At 70.3% G+C, this 17467-nt stretch carries 15 protein-coding genes; 10 read left to right on the top strand and 5 right to left on the bottom strand.

What is annotated here, in order from left to right:
* Positions 1-3: 3 nt before the first annotated feature.
* From ACTIE5_RS03465 to ACTIE5_RS03455, 3 genes are read right to left on the bottom strand one after another with little or no spacing between them, the layout of a single operon-like run.
* On the bottom strand, positions 4-1164 hold the full coding sequence (locus ACTIE5_RS03465; protein ID WP_439548298.1) for a M24 family metallopeptidase: 1161 nt from the start codon (positions 1162-1164) through the stop codon (positions 4-6).
* A gap of 29 nt (positions 1165-1193) precedes the next feature.
* Positions 1194-2156, bottom strand: coding sequence for a Bug family tripartite tricarboxylate transporter substrate binding protein (locus tag ACTIE5_RS03460; protein WP_439548297.1), 963 nt, complete (start codon positions 2154-2156; stop codon positions 1194-1196).
* A 20-nt stretch (positions 2157-2176) separates the two neighbouring features.
* Positions 2177-2506 carry a DHCW motif cupin fold protein gene (locus ACTIE5_RS03455; protein ID WP_439548296.1) on the bottom strand — a complete coding sequence of 110 codons (330 nt, stop codon included), beginning with the start codon at positions 2504-2506 and terminating at the stop codon, positions 2177-2179.
* Between the two features lie 117 nt (positions 2507-2623).
* Here ACTIE5_RS03455 and ACTIE5_RS03450 point away from each other — a divergent pair, with 117 nt between their 5' ends.
* Entirely contained in the window at positions 2624-3523 is a 900-nt protein-coding gene (locus ACTIE5_RS03450) for a LysR family transcriptional regulator (protein WP_439548295.1), read from the top strand.
* 71 nt (positions 3524-3594) lie between these two features.
* Here ACTIE5_RS03450 and ACTIE5_RS03445 read toward each other — a convergent pair whose 3' ends face one another.
* Positions 3595-4110: a cysteine dioxygenase gene (locus tag ACTIE5_RS03445; protein WP_439548294.1), complete on the bottom strand. Its 516-nt coding sequence runs from the start codon at positions 4108-4110 to the stop codon at positions 3595-3597.
* A gap of 98 nt (positions 4111-4208) precedes the next feature.
* On the opposite strand from ACTIE5_RS03445, the gene ACTIE5_RS03440 reads away from it, so the two are divergent.
* The 6 genes from ACTIE5_RS03440 (at position 4209) to ACTIE5_RS03415 (ending at position 12370) form a co-directional block, all read left to right on the top strand.
* On the top strand, positions 4209-5276 hold the full coding sequence (locus ACTIE5_RS03440; RefSeq protein ID WP_439548293.1) for a Bug family tripartite tricarboxylate transporter substrate binding protein: 1068 nt from the start codon (positions 4209-4211) through the stop codon (positions 5274-5276).
* Positions 5277-5435: 159 nt separating this feature from the next.
* Positions 5436-6248, top strand: a complete 813-nt coding sequence (locus ACTIE5_RS03435) for a sulfotransferase family protein (RefSeq protein ID WP_439548292.1) — start codon at positions 5436-5438, stop codon at positions 6246-6248.
* An 88-nt stretch (positions 6249-6336) separates the two neighbouring features.
* Positions 6337-7377 carry a TRAP transporter substrate-binding protein DctP gene (gene dctP, locus ACTIE5_RS03430; protein WP_439548291.1) on the top strand — a complete coding sequence of 347 codons (1041 nt, stop codon included), beginning with the start codon at positions 6337-6339 and terminating at the stop codon, positions 7375-7377.
* Positions 7378-7464: 87 nt separating this feature from the next.
* Positions 7465-7974: a TRAP transporter small permease gene (locus ACTIE5_RS03425; protein WP_439548290.1), complete on the top strand. Its 510-nt coding sequence runs from the start codon at positions 7465-7467 to the stop codon at positions 7972-7974.
* A gap of 4 nt (positions 7975-7978) precedes the next feature.
* Entirely contained in the window at positions 7979-9265 is a 1287-nt protein-coding gene (locus ACTIE5_RS03420) for a TRAP transporter large permease (RefSeq protein ID WP_439548289.1), read from the top strand.
* A gap of 522 nt (positions 9266-9787) precedes the next feature.
* Complete coding sequence (locus tag ACTIE5_RS03415; protein ID WP_439548288.1) at positions 9788-12370, top strand: ATP-binding protein; 2583 nt, start codon at positions 9788-9790, stop codon at positions 12368-12370.
* A 73-nt stretch (positions 12371-12443) separates the two neighbouring features.
* Here the strand turns inward: ACTIE5_RS03415 and ACTIE5_RS03410 are convergent, their stop codons facing one another.
* Positions 12444-13862 (bottom strand): M20 family metallopeptidase, encoded by a 1419-nt coding sequence (locus tag ACTIE5_RS03410; RefSeq protein WP_439548287.1) that lies wholly within the window; start codon positions 13860-13862, stop codon positions 12444-12446.
* A 120-nt stretch (positions 13863-13982) separates the two neighbouring features.
* Here ACTIE5_RS03410 and ACTIE5_RS03405 point away from each other — a divergent pair, with 120 nt between their 5' ends.
* From ACTIE5_RS03405 to ACTIE5_RS03395, 3 genes are read left to right on the top strand one after another with little or no spacing between them, the layout of a single operon-like run.
* Positions 13983-14618 carry a 4Fe-4S dicluster domain-containing protein gene (locus ACTIE5_RS03405; RefSeq protein WP_439548286.1) on the top strand — a complete coding sequence of 212 codons (636 nt, stop codon included), beginning with the start codon at positions 13983-13985 and terminating at the stop codon, positions 14616-14618.
* The gene (locus ACTIE5_RS03400; RefSeq protein WP_439548285.1) at positions 14615-16219 is read left to right on the top strand and encodes an FAD-binding protein; all 1605 of its coding nucleotides are present in this window, start codon (positions 14615-14617) and stop codon (positions 16217-16219) included. Before ACTIE5_RS03405 ends, ACTIE5_RS03400 begins: the two co-directional genes overlap by 4 nt.
* The gene (locus tag ACTIE5_RS03395) at positions 16216-17439 is read left to right on the top strand and encodes an NADH-ubiquinone oxidoreductase-F iron-sulfur binding region domain-containing protein (protein ID WP_439548284.1); all 1224 of its coding nucleotides are present in this window, start codon (positions 16216-16218) and stop codon (positions 17437-17439) included. Before ACTIE5_RS03400 ends, ACTIE5_RS03395 begins: the two co-directional genes overlap by 4 nt.
* Positions 17440-17467 lie beyond the last annotated feature (28 nt).

Raw genomic sequence — 17467 nt, 5'->3', positions numbered from 1 at the left:
GTATCAGACCTTCACGATCAACTCGCGCGGGCAATCCTTCGTCCAATGGTCGTTGCCGGTGGCGTGGACGTGGAAGGTTTCCTCCGTGTGGTGCCGTACGCCGTCACAGTAGTAGCTGTACTCAACACACAGCACGCTGTCGGGCTCCACCACCGTGCGGTTCACGGCGTTCATGCGCGGCTGTTCATGGCTGCCGAGGCCGATGCCGTGGCCGAGGAATTCGCGGGGGAATTTCTCCAGGTACTTGCTGATGTGCTTGTAGCCGCGGTCGAAGATCTCGCCGCCCGTCACGCCGGGGCGGATCCAGGCGCAGAGTTCCAGCTGCACCTCGTTCAGCCATTTCCAGATGTCCTGCTGGCGCTGGCTGGCGGTGCCGATGAAGTAGCTGCGCACGAAATCAGCGGAATAGCCGAGCACCTGCGCGCCCATGTCCACCTTCACGAAATCGCCGTGCTGGAGCGTGTAGCCGCGGGGGAATGGGTCATGCGCCGCGAAGGAATTCGCGCTGCCGGCGCCCACATTGATGAAGTTCACGGCGGTGGCGCCTTCCTGCAGCATGGTCAGGCAGGCGGCGCGGTGCAGGTCGTTGTCGGTCGCCCCTGGGCGGATGGCGGCGCGGAAGGCGGCGTGGGCCTTCACCGTGATCTCGGTGGCCAGCTTCAGGCGGCGAATTTCCTCGGGGGTCTTCACCATGCGGACCATCTCCATGTCGAAGGAGATGTCTTCCACGCTGTTGCCGGTGAGGATGCCGTCCAGCAGCGTGCGGAAACCGCTGGTGAGGTTGTCGCCCTCCGTCCCCACCTTCATCCCCGTCACGCCGCGCTCGGCCAGGATCGCCTTCGCGGCGCCCGCGAAATCGTCGTAGAAATGCGTGTCCACGTCGGTGAAGAATTCCGCCATGGCGTAGGCGCGGACATCCTCGATCCAGGTCAGCGTCATCGCCAGGTGGAGATCGACGGCCGGGACGACGAAGGCGGGCTTCCTGGCGGGGTCGCGGAAGTAGAAGACGCAGAAGGGGCGGTAGCCGAGGTTGCCGCCGTTATGGAAGAACTCGCTGATGTAGCGGGAATTCTCCACGCCCCGCACGATGACGAGGTCGAGGCCCTTGCGGTCCATCATGGCGCGCATCCGCGCCTCGTTGAAGATGGTCGGGGTGCGCGGCATGCGGTCGTTCTTCCCTGGCGTTTCTGCGATCAGTCGAGGCGGAGGCCGGTTTCCTGCACCACGCGGCGCCATTTCGGCACCTCCGCACGGATCAGGGCACCGAGTTCGTCGGGCGTGCCGGGCGCGGGTTCGAAGGCCTGGCGCTTGAGGAATTCATCCACCTCCGGCAGGCGGATGACGGCGGTGATTTCGGTGTGCAGGCGGCGCAGCACCTCGGCCGGCACGCCGGCGGGCAGCAGCAGGGCCTGCCAGCTATCCACCACCACATCGGGCAGGGCCTCCGCCATCGCCGGGACATCGGGCGCGAAGGGGGAGCGGCGGGCGGAGGTGACGGCCAGCGCCCTCACCTGCCCCGACTGCATGAAGGGCAGTGCCGCGGGCAGTGTCATGATGCCGCCCTGGATGTTGCCAGCGACCGTGTCCTGCACCGCGGGGCCGCCGCCGCGATAGGGGACATGCGTCAGCGGCACGCGGGCATGGACCAGCTGCGCCACCGCCATGTGGCCGGGGGATGCGGTGCCGGCGGAGCCTATATTGATCTCCGGCCCGCCGGAACGGGCGAGCGCGATGAACTCCGCAAAGTTGCGCGCGGGGACGGAGGGATGGACGACCAGCACCTGCGACAGCGTCGCGATCATGGTCAGCGGCTGGAAGTCCCGCACGGGGTCGAAGGGCAGCGTGCGGAACAGGCTGGGGTTCACCGCCAGTGGTTCGGAGGCGATGAGGACCGTGTAGCCATCCGGCCGCGCCTTCGCGACGGCGTCGAAGCCGATATTCCCGCCGCCGCCGCTGCGGTTCTCCACCGGCACCTGCCAGCCGAGGCGTTCGCCGAGGTGGCGCGCGATCAGGCGGGCCAGGATGTCGAGGCTGCCTCCCGGTGCGGAGGGCACGATGAACCGGATGGGCCGGCTGGGGAAATCCGACTGCGCCAGGGCGGGCAGTGCCACGCTGACGAGACTGGCGGCGAGTGCCGCGCGACGCGTGAGGCGCATCGGCCTTCTCCTTCCGGGGTTCAATCCACGATGAACAGGGTGGCGCCCGTCTCCGTCTGGCTGCGGTGCGGTTCGGCGTTCTCGGCGACCTGGTAGGACACGCCTTCCTTCATGACGAACACGCGGCCATCGGCGAGTTCGGTGGTGAGCTGGCCCTTCAGGACCAGCAGGACATGGCCGCGGGAACACCAGTGGTCCGCCTTGTAGCCCGGCGAATACTCCACCATGCGGACGCGGATGTTGCCGACCTCCAGGGTGCGCCAGGTGGCGTGGCCGGTTTCGCCCTTGTGGTGCGTCTCCGGCCAGGCGGACCAGTCCACCGTCTGGAAGGGGACGCCTTCGATGATCATGGCTTGCCTGCCCAATTGAACACAGGATGAATACAAGTCTGTTGACGCCGATGCCGCAAGAGGAAAATCTATGTCGGCGTGATGCCTCGTTGGCATCGGGGCGGGAGAAGAACGACGATGATGCCACCGGGCTTGCGCTGCTTCCTGGCTGTGGCCCAGGCGGGATCGATGCGGGAGGCCGCGCTGCGGCTGCGCCTGGCGCAATCCGCCATCAGCCGGCGCATCCAGCAGCTGGAGGAGGAGCTGGGCGTCCAGCTTCTGGAACGCGGCGCGCGGGGCGTGGCGCTGACCCCGGCGGGGGAGATCCTGCTGCATCATGGGCGGGAGGCGACGCAGCTGACGGAGCGGCTGCGCGCGGACCTCGATGCGCTGCGGGGCGTGCGGCGCGGGCATGTGGTGGTGCGGCTGGTGGAGAGTTTCGCGGCATCCGGCCTTTCGGCGGCGTTGGCGTCCTTCCGCGCGGCCTATCCGGCGGTGACGCTGGACATCGCGGTGGTGGGGTCGGAGGCGATTCTGGCCTCGCTGCGGGACCGCACCTGCCACCTCGGCATCGCGTTCAATCCTTCCGCCGATCCGGAGGTGGAGGTGCTGGCCTCCGCCGCGGAGCCGCTGGCGGTGATGGTGGCGCCGAACCATGCGCTGGCAGGGGCGGAGAAGCTGACCTTGGCGGAGCTGGCGGGCCTGCCGCTGGTGGCGCCGTCCTATCTCGGTTCATCGCGCACGCTGTTCGACACGGCCTGCCGCGCGGCGCGGGCGCCGATCCGGCCGGTGCTGGAGACCAATTCGCCGCATGTGGCGGCGGCCTTCGTGGCCGATGGCAAGGGGGTTGCGGTGATGGTGCCTCGGGTGCTGGCGCTGCATGCGGCGCTGGGGCGGGTGAAGGCGATTCCGCTGGTGGACCCGCTGTTGAATGGCGGGCGGATCGCGCTGCTTGCGCGGCGGGGCCGGCGCCTGCCCGCGGCCGCGGAGGCGATGAGCGCATCCCTGGCGCGCGTGCTCGAACAGCAGGCGGGATAATTGACGATGGTCCAGGGGGCTCTGCCCCCTGGTGGATGGGGTATGGGGAAGGCAAAGCCTTCCCCATCAACCTAGGCCGCGTGCACCTCGTTCACATCACTGCCGAAGCGGTCATACCCTACCCCGTAGCAGTGGATGGAGATCGCCGTCCGGCACGACAGGTTCGCGATCCGGTGGATCAGCCGCGGGTCCGCCGCGCCATGGCTGCTCTCCCCGGGTCGCAGCAGCGTCGTCGCGGTCGGGATCGGGTGTTCCTCGCCGGGTTCGTAGTAGGTTTCCGTCAGCGTGCCCTGGTGGACAGCCAGCGCACACCAGGTGCGATGGGCGTGCACGGGGGACATCTGGCCGGGGCGCCAGACCAGCGCGACGACGGCGTAGCGGCCCTCAGGATCGGCGCCCAGCAGGTGGCGCACATAGCGGTCCGGGCAACAGGGGCAATCCACATCCGCGAGCAGCGTCGGGTCCGCCGCGAAGGCCGCGATGGCGGCGGCGACCGCGCCGGGACGTGCCTCGATCGGTTCACGCGCCGCGGCGGCGATGCCGGCGAGCATGGTGTCCAGCGGCGGGCGGGTGCGGATGTAGGTCATCGGGGCATCTGTCCTCTGCCTGCGCAGGATAACAGCGTCTTTTTTCTCCACGCAACCGCTAAAGGGATGGTTGTTCCCTTTCGTGGCATCCGGGTGGCATGGTCGTCTCCTGTCGCCATGCCGCGGAGAACGGAAGCGGCGGCGGGCATGGCCCCTGGATGCGGCGGGCAGTCCCGGTATGCTGGCGGGATACCAGGATGAGGACCGACCCGATGCGCCGCCGCACGCTGCTTTCCGCGCCGCTGCTAGCCAGCCTTGCCACCCCGGCGCTTGGCCAGGCCACCCGGCGGCCGCTGCGCCTCGTGGTCCCCTTCCCCGCAGGCGGCACGGCGGATTTGCTGGGCCGGCTGGCGGCGCGGGAGATCGAGGCAGGCATGGGCATGCCGGTGGTGGTGGAGAACCGCGCCGGCGCCGGGGGCGCCATCGGGTCCGATTCCGTCGCCAAGGGCCCGAATGATGGCAGCGCGATCGTGCTGTCCAACATCGCATCCCAGGCCATCGGCCCGGCGGTGTCGCGCAACGTGCCCTATGACCCGATCCGTGACTTCACGCATATCGCGCTGGTCGCCGCCGTGCCCTCGGCCATCGCGGTCAGCGCCGCCGGGCCGATCCGGACGATGGCGGACCTCGTGCAGCGTGCGAAGGCGTCCCCGGGCGCGGTGCGCTTCGGGTCGACCGGGATCGGGACCTCCAGCCATGTGAAGCTGGAACTGCTGAACCGCGCGGCGGGGATCGAGATCACCCATGTGCCCTATCGCGGCAGCGCCCCGGCGGTGACGGATGTGATCGGCGGCCAGGTGGAGGGGCTGATCGCGGCGGTGCCGGATATCGGCCGGAACGACCGGTTGCGCCTGCTGGCCATCACCCTGCCCGCCCGCGCCGCGCGCTGGCCGGATGTGCCGACGGTGGCGGAGGCCGGCTTCCCGACCCTGGTCGCCACCAACTGGTTCGGCCTCTCGGGCCCCGCGGGCATGCCGGCGGAGATCGCGCAGCGGATCAACGAAGCGGTGGTGGCGGGGTTGAACACGCCGGCCATGGTGGACCGCCTGGCGGATCTCGGCGCGCCGCCCAACCGGATGAGCGTGGCGGAGTACACCGCGATGGTGGCCACCGAGGTGCCGCGCTGGGCCGCGGTGGCGCAGGCCGCGAATATCCGGGCGGAGTAGGGCCGGTGGACACTTGGCTGAGGGCGCGCTCGGCGGCGCCTTTCCGCGCCTGGGGCGTCGGGGTCAGGGCGACGATGGAACCCCATCGCCGCCCCGCCCCCGCTGTGACGCCCCCTTGGCAGGCACGAAAATCCACTCGCCGATCGCATCCCGGGCCAAGTGTCCACAGGCCCTAGCGCCATGCGGCGGGGGGTGCTGGTGCTGGGGATGCACCGGTCCGGCACCTCCGCCCTGACGCGCGTGCTGTCCCTGCACGGGCCGGCGCTGCCGGCGGATCTGCTGGCGGGGCGGGCGGACAACCCGCGCGGCTTCTTCGAATCGGCGGGGATGGTTGCGCTGGATGACCGGATGCTGGCGGCGCTGGGCCGTGCCTGGGATGATCCGCGCCCGCTGCCGCCGGACGCGCCGGCGGTGCTGGCGGGCTTCGCGGGGGATGCGGCGGCGCTGCTGCGGGACCAGGTGCCGGAGGGTGCCGATTTCATCCTCAAGGACCCCCGTGCCTGCCGGTTGCTGCCGGCCTGGCTGCCGGCGCTGGCGGCGGTGGGGGCGCGGCCCTTCGCGGTGATCGCGGTGCGCAACCCGCTGGAAGTCGCGGCATCGCTCACCGAGCGGGACAGGATGGCGAAGCGGGACGCGCTGCGGCTGTGGCTGGCGCATGTGGTGGCGGCGGAGCGTGACACGCGGGCAATCGACCGCGTGGTGGTGCATTACGACGATCTGCTGCGGGACTGGCGCGGCGTGGTGGCAGATGCGGGGCTGGCGGTGCGGGGCGCGCAGGCCGCGGCGACGGAAGCCTTCCTGGCCGGCACGCTGCGGCACCATGGCCGGACCACCGATGCGCTGCTGCGGGATGCCGGCGTGCCGGCCGTGGTGAAGCGCGCCTATGCCGAATTGCGCCGCGCACCGGGGGAGGAAGGGCTCGATGCCCCCGTGTTCGACGCAGCCGAGGGATCGATTTTCCTCCGGGGCTGATCCCCTTGCCGAAGGGGCATCGCTGCCCGCATGCTCCGCCCCTGGAAAGAGCGCCGCGCAAGGCGCACCACCTTGGGAGGGGAACCGGATGTCCATCGTGATGAACCGCCGTGCCGCGCTGCTGGCCGGCGCGGGGCTGCTGGCGCTGCCGCATGTCGCCAAGGCGCAGGCCGCCTACAAATCCGAATACAAGCTGACCGTGGTCGGCAACCGGCCGATTCCGCTGTCCGAAGGCGCGTTCCAATGGGCGGACATGGTCACGCAGCGCTCCGGCGGGCGGATCAACGTGAAGGTCTATCCGGGCAGCCAGCTCGTCGGCGGCGACCAGACGCGCGAATTGGTGGCGATGCGCCAGGGCGTCGTCGATTTCGGCGTCTTCTCCACCATCAACATCTCTCCCCAGATCCGGGAGATGAATGTCTTCTCCCTTCCCTTCCTGCTGAATGACCACAAGGGCTTCGACGCCATCATCAACGGTCCGGTGGGTGAGGAGCTGTTCCGCACCCTCTCCTCCCGCGACGTCGTCCCGGTGGCCTGGGGCGAGAACGGGTTCCGGGAGATCTCCAACAGCCGCCGTGCGATCCGGGAGCCCGGCGACATGCGGGGGATGAAGATCCGCTTCGCCGCCGGCGCCATCTTCAGCGAGATCTTCACCGCCCTCGGCGCCAACCCCGTGCAGATGTCCTTCGCGGACCTCCAGCCCGCACTCTCCACCGGCGCGGTGGATGGGCAGGAGAACCCGATCAACCTGTACCTGGCGTTCCGCATGGACACGCTGGCGCAGCGGCACCTGACGGTGTGGAACTACGTCGCGGATGCCGGGGTCTTCACCGTCGCCAAGTCGGTGATGGACAGCTTCGCGCCGGCTGACCGGCAGCTGGTGCAGGAATGCGCACGGGATGCCGCGCGGGCGCAGATCGCGGCGAGCCGGAAGGGCATCGGCGTCGATGCCGACCGGTCGAGCCTCGAGGAGCTGGGCCGTCGCGGCGTGACGGTGACGACGCTCAGCGACGCGGAGAAGCAGGCCTTCGCCCGCGCCACGCGGCCTGTCTATGACAAATGGGCGCAGACCGTGGGGGCGGATCTGGTGCGTCGCGCCGAAGCCGCGGTACGCGGCGCGCGGGCCTGAACCGCTTCGGCTGACACGCCTCGCGGCCCGCCGGGATGACCGGCGGGCCGTTTTCCTTCCTGCCCCTTTTCAAGCGAACGAACCGCCATGGCTGCCGAGCCCGATCCTTCCGCCTTCCGGGAAAACCCGCCGACCCGCATCACCCTGAAGATCGAGGAGGCGCTGGTGGCGGCGGCGATGGCGGCGATGGCGCTGATCACCGCGGCGAATGTCGCCACGCGCTACCTGACAGACATCAGCATCAGCTTCACGGAGGAATACTCCGTCGTGCTGATGGTGCTGGTGGCGCTGCTGGGCACCGCGATCGCAACCGCATCCGGGCGGCACATCAAGATCGGCTACTTCACCGACATGCTGTCCCCCCAGGGGCAGAAGGTGGCGGAGATGGTGGCGATGGCGCTGACCATCCTCTGCTTCGGGCTGCTGGTCTGGCATGGCTGGCGGCTGGCCTATGACGAATACCGGTTCGAGGTTCTGTCCTCGGGCCTCGGCCATCCGAACTGGTGGTACACGGGGTGGCTGCCGGTGCTGTCCGCCATCGTGGTGCTGCGGGCGGCCGGGCGGTTCATCCGCCTGGCGCGCGGCGGGGAAGGCTGAGGCGATGATCGGCTCCATCCTGTTCCTGACCTTCCTGGTGCTGCTGCTGGGGGGCATCCCGATTGGCGTGGCACTCGGCCTGGCGGGGGCGCTGGCGATCCTGCTGGCGGACCAGTCGATCCTGGCGATGCCGACCAATGTCTATGCGGGCATCGCCAAGTACCCGCTGATCGCCATCCCGATGTTCGTCCTGGTCGGCAGCGTCTTCGACCGCACGGGGGTGGCGCTGCGGCTGGTGCGCTTCGCGACGGCGCTGGTCGGCGCCGGGCGCGGGGCGCTGGCATCCGTCTCCGTCCTGGTCGCCATGGTGATCGGCGGCATCAGCGGGTCGGGGCCCGCAACATCGGCGGCCGTGGGGCAGGTGGTGACGCGGAGCATGGTGGCGGATGGCTATCCCCGCCCCTTCATCGCCGCGACGGTGGCGGCGGCGGCGGCGACCGACATCCTGATCCCGCCCTCCATCGCCTTCATCATCTATGCGGTGCTGGTGCCGGGCGTCTCCGTCCCCGCGATCTTCATGGCGGGGATGTTCCCGGGGATCCTGGCGGGCTGCGCCATCATCGTGGCGGTGCTGGCGCTGTCCTTCGTCAACGGCTTCGGCGGCAAGGCGCGGGCGGAGGAAAGGCTGCATGTCTGGCAGACCTTCAAGGAGGCGATCTGGGGGCTGATGGCGCCGGTCGTGATCCTGGGCGGAATGCGCATCGGCGCCTTCACGCCGACGGAAGCCGCCGTCATGGCCGTGTTCTACGGGCTGTTCGTGGGCGTCGTCGTGTATCGCACCCTCACCTGGCGCGACATGTACGAGATGCTGGTGGAGGCGGGGGAATTATCCGCCGTCATCCTGATCGTCGTCGCACTCGCCAGCGTCTTCGCGTGGTCCACCTCCACGCTCGGCATCGTGCAGCCGGTGGCGACCTGGATCGTCGGGCTGGGGCTCGGCGAATACGGGACCATCGCGCTGCTGATGATCGTGCTGATCTTCATCGGCATGTTCCTGGACGGTGTCTCCACCTTCCTGATCCTGCTGCCGGTGCTGATCCCGATCGCCAACGCCTTCCAGTGGGACCTGACCTGGTTCGGCGTGATCCTGACCATGAAGATCGCGATCGGGCAGTTCACGCCGCCGATGGCGGTGAACCTGATGGTGTCCTGCCGGATCGCCGGCGTGTCGATGGAAACGACCATCCCATGGGTGATCTGGATGATCCTGGCGATGTTCGTGTCGCTGGCGCTGGTGGTGGTGTTCCCGGACATCGCGCTGTGGCTGCCGCGGACGCTGGGCACGATGTAGCAGCGCCTCCGCGGGGCGGGACGGGCGCGGCAGGCGAACAGGGGTACGCGACGCAACCGCGGCCCCGCGCGCGCGAGAATGGCGGCGGCCCTAAACTGTTGCGTCATCGCACTATTATGTATTAACTGTTTTTTAATCATAAACGCCCTGCGGTTGAACGGTACCGCATGTTACACAAGCCCGGTGGGCAGCAGCGTTCGTATAACGCCTTCAGGTAGTCGTTATACACGCATCCTGTGCCGCAATCGGACTGCCAATTCCGGGAGCTGGGCGATGCGGGCTGTGGCGGCGACAGGCGTAGCATGGCTCTGCCATGCGTGCATCCAGGAAAGCATAAACAACCTGGGATTGTCGCCTCGCGGCACCGTGCAGTCAGGAAATGTCGGCTTCGTTTAGATTCACAACGTAAGTGAATGATAGCGAAGCCTACGCGACTGTAGAGCGCCTGGATCGAGTCACGATGACCCATAGGCTCCCCCTCCCCGCGCCGACCCTGACGCCTTCGTCGCGGGGCCCCGCGCGATGACCACCTTTTCCGCGCTGACGCCGCTGGACGGCAGCGGGCCAGGCGACCGCATCCGGGGCCGGGCGCTTCCCATGATGCAGCGCGCGGCGGTCGGCATGGCGGTGGCGGCGAGCATCGTGGGTGCCTGGTGGCTGGCGGCGCGGGTCACGGATGATGCGGCGCAGGCGGAAATGTCGCGCGTCTATGCCCGTGCGGAATCGGATGCGCTGGCGGCGGACAATCTGGTGCGCCGCATCGCGGAGGACGGGCGGGTGCTGCGCGACCTGGCGCAGCGCTGGGTCCTGGCGGAAGGCCCGCAGGCGGAGGCCCGGCAGGAAGAGATCGAGCTGTCGCTGCGCACGCTGCTCTCGCTGCGCAGCCTGCCGGTCTTCCACCTGATGATCACCGGGCTGGATGGCGTGACGGTGTGGCAGAGCGGGCCCGGGCGGCCCACGGTGAGCCTGGCGGATCGCCCGCATGTGCTGGTGCACCGGACGAACGTCCCCTCGCCCTGGTTCGGCACGCCCGTCACCTCCCGCGCTACCGGGGAACAGGTGGTGCCGGTGACGCTGCGGCTGGATGATCCGCTCGGCCGCCAGGCAGGCGTGCTGGTGATGCATTACCGGCCCGCCGATCTCGGCCGCGCCCTGGCGCTGATGGGCAGCGGCAGCGACACGAGGCTCTCCCTGATCCGCAATGACGGCGTCCTGCTGGCGCACAGCGCCATGCAGCCGGAGCTGCTGGGCCGCCGCATCCTGCCGGATGCCGTGCGGCAGGTGAATGAGGGCGCGCGCGTCCTGCGCCAACGCACCACCGGCAGCGCCGAGGAGGAGGCGATGCTGGTCGTGCTGCGCGCGTCCGACCAGGCAAATATCATCGCGGTGGCGGGCCAGGCGGCGGAGACGGCGCTGGCGCCGGTGGTGCGGGTGCGGAACCTGTCCCTGGCCACCGCGGGCGGCTATTCGCTGGCCGCGCTGCTGATGCTGGCCTTCGGCTATGGCGTGGTGCGGCAGCGGCGGCTGCGGCGCGAATCCGCCATGCTCCGCGCCGGGCGGGCGGAGGTGGAGCGGCTGCAGGGCAAGCTGCCTGTCGTGATCTTCCTGCGGAAGGTGTTCCCCGATGGCTCCTCCCGCATCCTCTACCGCACCGGGGATATCGGCGGTGTCACCGGCTGGACGAACGGGGAACTGGAGGGGCTCGGCCCCTGGGACAGCTACGTGATCGAGAGTTCCCTGTCTCGCGCCGAAGGCAATTCGATCGTGCTGCGCGACGGCTTCGCGCAGGCCACATGGAAGCTTCGTCAGCCCGATGGCAGCCACCGCCGGATGCTGACGCAGATGGAGCGGCTTTCGGTGAACCCGGCCGGCGGCGGGGAGATCGTCGGCTACATCAGGGACCTGACGGCGGAACACAGTGCCAGCGAGCGCGAGGCGGCGGCGCGGCAGGAGCTGGACGACACGCTGGCCCTGGCCCCGGTCATCGTCTTCCGCGCCATGCTGGCCTCCGACGCCCGCGCGATGATCGAGGCAGGCCGGCCCTGGTACCGGGAGGTCTTCGTGAGCCGCAGCGTCGAGCCGGTTTCGGGCTGGACGCCGGAAACGCTGGCCGCCGAAGGCGGGCTGCCGGGGGTGCTGGAACCCTGGGACAGCCTGGCGGAGGGGATCGAGGCGCTGAAGCAGGACGGCGCCTGGGCCGCCGACCTCGGCCTGCGGCACGGCAACGGGGGCAGCATCGTCGTGCGCATGACGGTGCGGCTGGTGGCGGAGGACGGGGATGCGCTCTCCGTCGTCGGCTACATCGCGGATGTGACGGCGGAACGCGATGCCAAGGCGCGCGCCATCGGCAGCGCCAGGCTGGCCTCGCTGGGTGAATTGTCGGCCGGGCTGGCGCATGAGCTCAAGCAACCGCTGCAGGCGATCGAACTGGCGGTAAGCAACGCGCATAGCGCGCAGAAGCGCGGCAACATCGGTGCCATCGGCCAGCGGCTGGACCGCATCACCAGCTACACCCGCCGCGCCAACCAGGTGATCGAGCATCTGCGCCGCCTGGCGCGCGGCACGGATGACGCGGCGCCGGCGGAGCCCGTCCATATCGAGGAAGCGCTGGCCGGCGTGCTGGCGCTGATGGCCGGGCCGCTGCGCGATGGCGGGGTGGTGACGCGGGTGGAGCTGACGGACCCGCCGCCGCGGGCGATGGGGCACAATGTCGCGCTTGAACAGGTGCTGGTGAACCTCCTGGCGAATGCGCGGGACGCGATGCAGTCCCTTCCGCCGGACGATACCCGCCTGGTGACCCTGAAGGCGGAGACGCTGGCGGAGGGCCGCGTGCTGATCACCGTCTCCGACACCGGGGGCGGCATCCCGGCCCCCGTCATGGCGCGTCTGTTCGAACCCTTCGTGACCACCAAGGGGCTGGAACGCGGCACCGGGCTCGGCCTGTCCATCTGCCAGGGGTTGATCCGGCGGATGGGCGGCACGATCACGGCGACGAATGAGGGGCCGGGGGCGGTGTTCCGCATCTCCCTGCCCGCCGCGCCGGCGCCGGCCGCGGTGGCGGAGCCGTCGCTGGACCAGGTGCGGGGCGGCCAGGCGGCGGCGTAGGCGTAAGCGCGGGCTGGGAAGCCCCCCTCACCCAACCCCTCCCCCCCCGGGGGGGGAGAGGGCTTTCCGGTGACTACAGGCTCATGTCCAGCGCCGGCGTCGCATCCGGCGGCAGGGGGCTTTCATAGGGCTTGCCGCCGGTGCGCTTCCGGTGGTCGGCCTTGGCCTCCGTGATGATGGTGGGGTTCAGCAGCGCATCCACCGCCGTGCCCGCCATCACCTTTGCCACATGCACCATGCCCTTGTGCGCGGCCGGCAGCTTGCCCTGGCCGGTCAACTGCCAGGAATGGAAGGGCGTGCCGATGGCGCAGGTGGCGCCGCGGGCCTGCACGGTCGGCACCTTCCAGGACACGTCGCCGACATCGGTCGAACCGATCATCGGCACGCCCTTGGCGGATTCGGGGACCACTTCCTCGCACAGCACCTCGCCCGGGCGGGGCTCCACGCCGACGCGGCGCCAGGCGGAGGAGATGTCCTCCGGCAGCAGGGTCGCCTGGAAGGCGGCGGCGACCTCCCGGTCCTTGTCGTCCCAGACGGGGGCGCCGAGGCGGGCGAGGTTGGCGTGCATCGCCTTTTCCAGCGCCGTATTGCCGACGAGTTCGGAAACGGCCGAGACGACGCGGGTGGAGACGGTGCATTCCGTCATCAGCGCCGCGCCATCGGCGATCTTGCGCACGCGCGTGACCAGCTGCTTCAGCTCCTCCACGTTGCGAGCGCGGATGAGGTAGCGGACCTTGGCGGTGGCCTGCACGACGTTGGGCGCGATGCCCCCGGCATCGAGATAGGCGTAGTGCACGCGGGCGTCGCTCGGCATGTGCTCCCGCATGTAGTTCACGCCGACATTCATCAGCTCCACCGCGTCCAGCGCGGAGCGGCCGAGATGCGGCGCGGCGGCGGCGTGGGAGGCGCGGCCGACAAAGGAGAAATCGATGCGGGTATTGGCGAGGCTGATCGCGTCATCGACGCCCGCGAAATTCGCGGGGTGCCAGGTGATGGCGATGTCCACATCGTCGAAGGCACCGTCGCGGACCATGAAGCCCTTGGCGGCGCCACCTTCCTCGGCTGGGCAGCCGTAATACCGAACCCGACCGGGCAGGTTGTTGGATTTGAGAAAATCCTTCACCGCGGCGGCGGCCATCAGGCTGGCGGAGCCCAGCAGATTGTGGCCGCAGCCATGGCCGCGGGACTCGCCGGGCACGGGGCGCGGCTCCGTCACGCCGGCTTCCTGGGACAGGCCCGGCAGCGCGTCGTATTCGCCGAGGATGGCGATGACGGGACCGCCCTCCCCGAATTCGCCCATCACGGCGGTGGGGATGCCGGCGACGTTGGTCGTGACCTTGAAGCCCTCGGCTTCCAGCATGGCGCGGTGTTCGGCGCTGCTGCGGTGCTCGTCGTAGCAGAGCTCCGGCATGCCCCAGATGCGGTCTGCAAGCTCGACATAGGGCTCGCGGCGCTGATCGACCAGGCGCCAGATCTCTTCTTCATTGGCCATGGGGGTGCTCCTTCGGGACTGGCGGCATTGTCGCGCGGATCGGCTGGGGCGACCAGAAGGGCCAGGCGGGATTGAGATAAGTCATTGGCGAGGCGCCCCGCCCTGGCGGACAGTGGGGCCATGCCGATCCCGATCATCATCGACGGACACGCGATCGAGGCCCCGCCCGGAGCCTCCCTGATCCAGGCCTGGATCGCCGCCGGGCTGCCGCTGACGGAGAATGTCGGCTGCATGGGCCTGGGGGTCTGCGGGGCCTGCCGCGTGCTCGTGCGGCGGGAGGGGGAGCGGATCGCCACCGCCGCCCTGGCCTGCGAGACCCGGGCGGAGCCAGGCATGCAGGTGGCCTTCATCGACCATTTCCCGGCCCGGCGGCCCCATGCCTATGACCTAGCGGCGATGGGCGACAGCTGGACGGCACTCGGCCAGGTGGATGCGGTGTTCCCGGAGGCGAAGCACTGCCGCCATTGCGGCGGCTGCGACGCCGCCTGCCCCAAGGGGATCGAGGTCCAGAAGGCGGTGAACCTGGCGGTGGAAGGCCGCGCCCTGGCGGCGGGCGCGCTGTTCGACCATTGCGTCATGTGCAACCTCTGCGTCGCGGCCTGCCCGGAACATATCGCGCCCTCGCATCTCGGCCAGTTCCTGCGGCGGATGGCGAACAGCCTGACCCTGCGGCCGGGCGATTTGATCGAGCGGCTGCGGCAGATCGAGGAGGGCGGCCAGGACATTGACCTGGACGCGCCGGGGGCGGCGCCGTGATCGCCTGGGACCAGGCGCTGGCCGCGCCGCGCGACCCTGCGCCGCCACCGGCTTCCGACAGGGACGCGCTGCTGCGGGGCTTCCACCCCGACCACGCGCCGGGGGCGATGGAGCGGCTTCGGGTGGGCGTATCCGCCGGCCAGCCCTGCCCCGCCGCGCTGGCTGCGCTGCTGCAATCCAACGCGCTGGTGGAGGATGTCGATATCGCCGGCCGCGCGATGCGGGAGGCGGAGGTGCTGGTGCTGGGCGGCGGCGGCGCGGGCTGCATCGCCGCGCTGACGGCGGCCCGGGCGGGCGCGCGGGTGCTGCTGGTGACGAAGCTCCGCATGGGCGACGGCAATACGGTGATGGCGGAAGGCGGCATCCAGGCCGCGGTGGGCGCCGAGGATTCGCTGCAGCGTCATTTCGAGGACACTGTGCGCGCCGGCCATTTCCGGGCCGACAGGGGCCTGGTGGCGGCCATGGTGAAGGATGGCCCGGCTTCGATCCGCTGGCTGATCCAGCAGGGCATGGGCTTCGACCTGGAGGAGGGCGAGGACCGCATCGGCGGGCATCTGCTGCGGAAGAAGCCGGGCGGGGCCACGGCGGCGCGGCTGCTGTCCTTCCGGGACTATACCGGCCTGGAATTGATGCGGGTGATCCGGGAAGCGGTGCTGCTGACGCCGGGCATCACCGTGCTGGAACGCCACCCGGTGGTCGAATTGCTGACGGACCCGCATGGGCGCTGCGCCGGCGCCGTGCTTCTGGATCTGGACCGGCGGGCGATCGTGCTGGCCCGCGCAGGGGCGGTGGTGTTGGCGACGGGCGGCGCGGGGCGGCTACACTTGAACGGCTTCCCGACCAGCAACCACTACGGCGCGACGGCGGATGGGCTGGTGCTGGCCTATCGCCTGGGTGCCGGGCTGCGGGAGGTGGAGAGCTTCCAGTACCACCCGACCGGCATCGCCTGGCCGCCCCACCTGGCCGGCACGCTGATCAGCGAGGCCGCGCGCGCCGCCGGCGGGCTGCTGTTCAACGGGCTCGGCCAGCGCTTCGTCGATGAACTGGCACCGCGGGATGTCGTGGCCGCGGCGATCCTGCGGGAGATCGCGGAAGGCCGCGCGGTGGCACGCGATGGCTGCGAGGGCGTGCTGCTGGATACGCCGGGGCTGGAGGCCGCGAATCCCGGCATCCTGGCGAAGCGGCTGGTGACGCTGTCGCACCTGGCGCATCGCGCGGGCTTCGACCCGGCGCGGGAGCCCTTCCTGATCCGCCCCACGCTGCACTACCAGAATGGCGGCATCGCCATCGATGCGGAGGGCCGCACGGCGGTGCCCGGCCTGTTCTGCGCGGGCGAGGCCTCCGGCGGGTTGCACGGGCTGAACCGGCTGATGGGCAATGCGCTGCTGGAACTGGTGGCCTTCGGACGCCGGGCCGGGGCGGCCGCGGCGGAGGCCGCGCGCGGCGACCGGCCGAGGGGCGTGGGCCTCGCGCATCTGGCGGCGTGGGAAAGGGGGCTGGTGGCGGCGGGGCTGCCGCTGGACCGGCGGGCGCCGATGGTCTTCCCCCCCTATGGCAATGTCGATTTGGCATCGATGCTGCGGCAGCGGGTGGCGGCATGAGGGTGCTGACCGATCCGGCGCTGCGCGGCGCGTCGCTGGACGCCTACCTGGCGGTGGCCGGGGCCGGGCTGCGGGCGGCGCTGCGCGACCCGGCCGCGATCATCCCGGAAATCGAGGCCGCGGGGCTGCGCGGCCTCGGCGGCGCGGGCTTCCCGGCGCATCGGAAATGGGCGGCGGTGGCGGCGGCGCCCGGCCCCGGCCGATGGATCATCGCCAATGGGAACGAGGATGAGCCCGGCACCTTCAAGGACCGCTTCCTGCTGGCGGAAACGCCGCACCAGGTGATCGAGGGAGCGCTGGTCGCGGCCGTCGCGGTCCGGGCGGCGCAGGTGGCGCTGTATGTGAACCCGCGGGAGCCGGCGACGGTCGCCGGCCTGCGCGACGCCGCGGCGCAATGGGCGGCGCATCCGCTGCTGGCCGAGGTCTCGGCGGCGGTGGGAGAGGCCGTCGCGCTGCGGGTCGTCGAGAGCAGCGGGCTCTATATCGGGGGGGAGGAGACGGCGGCCGTAGCCTCCGTGCAGGGGGGATTTCCCTTCCCGTCGCTCAAGCCCCCCTTCCCCGCCCAGCATGGCGTGCATGGCGCGCCCACGCTGGTGACCAATGTGGAGACGCTGGCCCAGGCCGGGCACATCCTGGCGAAGGGGGCGGCCTGGTATCGCGGGCTCGGCATCGGGGATGCGGCGGGGACGAAGCTGTTTTCCCTGTCCGGGGATGTGCTGCGGCCGGGGCTGCATGAACTGCCGATGGGGACCAGCCTGCGGGCGCTGGTGTTCGACCATGGCGGGGGGATGCTGGGCGGGCGGCGGTTCAAGGCGGTGTTCACGGGCGGGCCGTCCAACACGCTGCTGACGGAACGGGACCTCGATGTCGCGATGGATTTCGACAGCCTGCGGGCGCGGGGGTCGCGGCTGGGCACCGGGGCGATGATCGTGGTGGGGGATGGCACCTCCATCCTGCGCAAGACGGCGGAATATGTGGCCTTCTTCGCGGCATCGAGCTGCGGGCAATGCCCGCCCTGCAAGATCGGCACCTTCCAGGTGGCGCGGCTGCTGGAACGGCTGGAAGCCGGTGGCGGCGGGCCGGGCGACCTGGCGGCACTGCGCAACCTGGCGGCGCTGCTGCCGGGCAGCGGGCGCTGCGGCCTGGTGGATGGCGCAGCGACGGTGCTGGCGAGCAGCCTGGCGACCTTTCCGGAGGAGTATCAGCGGGCGTTGCGCTGACAACCGCGGCCCCCGCCCCGCGTTGCCC

The organism is Falsiroseomonas sp. (genome assembly GCF_051859025.1).
Taxonomy (GTDB): Bacteria; Pseudomonadota; Alphaproteobacteria; order Acetobacterales; family Acetobacteraceae; genus Falsiroseomonas.
The sequence above is the reverse complement of the archived record's forward strand: the minus strand, read 5'-3'. Positions and strand labels throughout refer to the sequence as shown.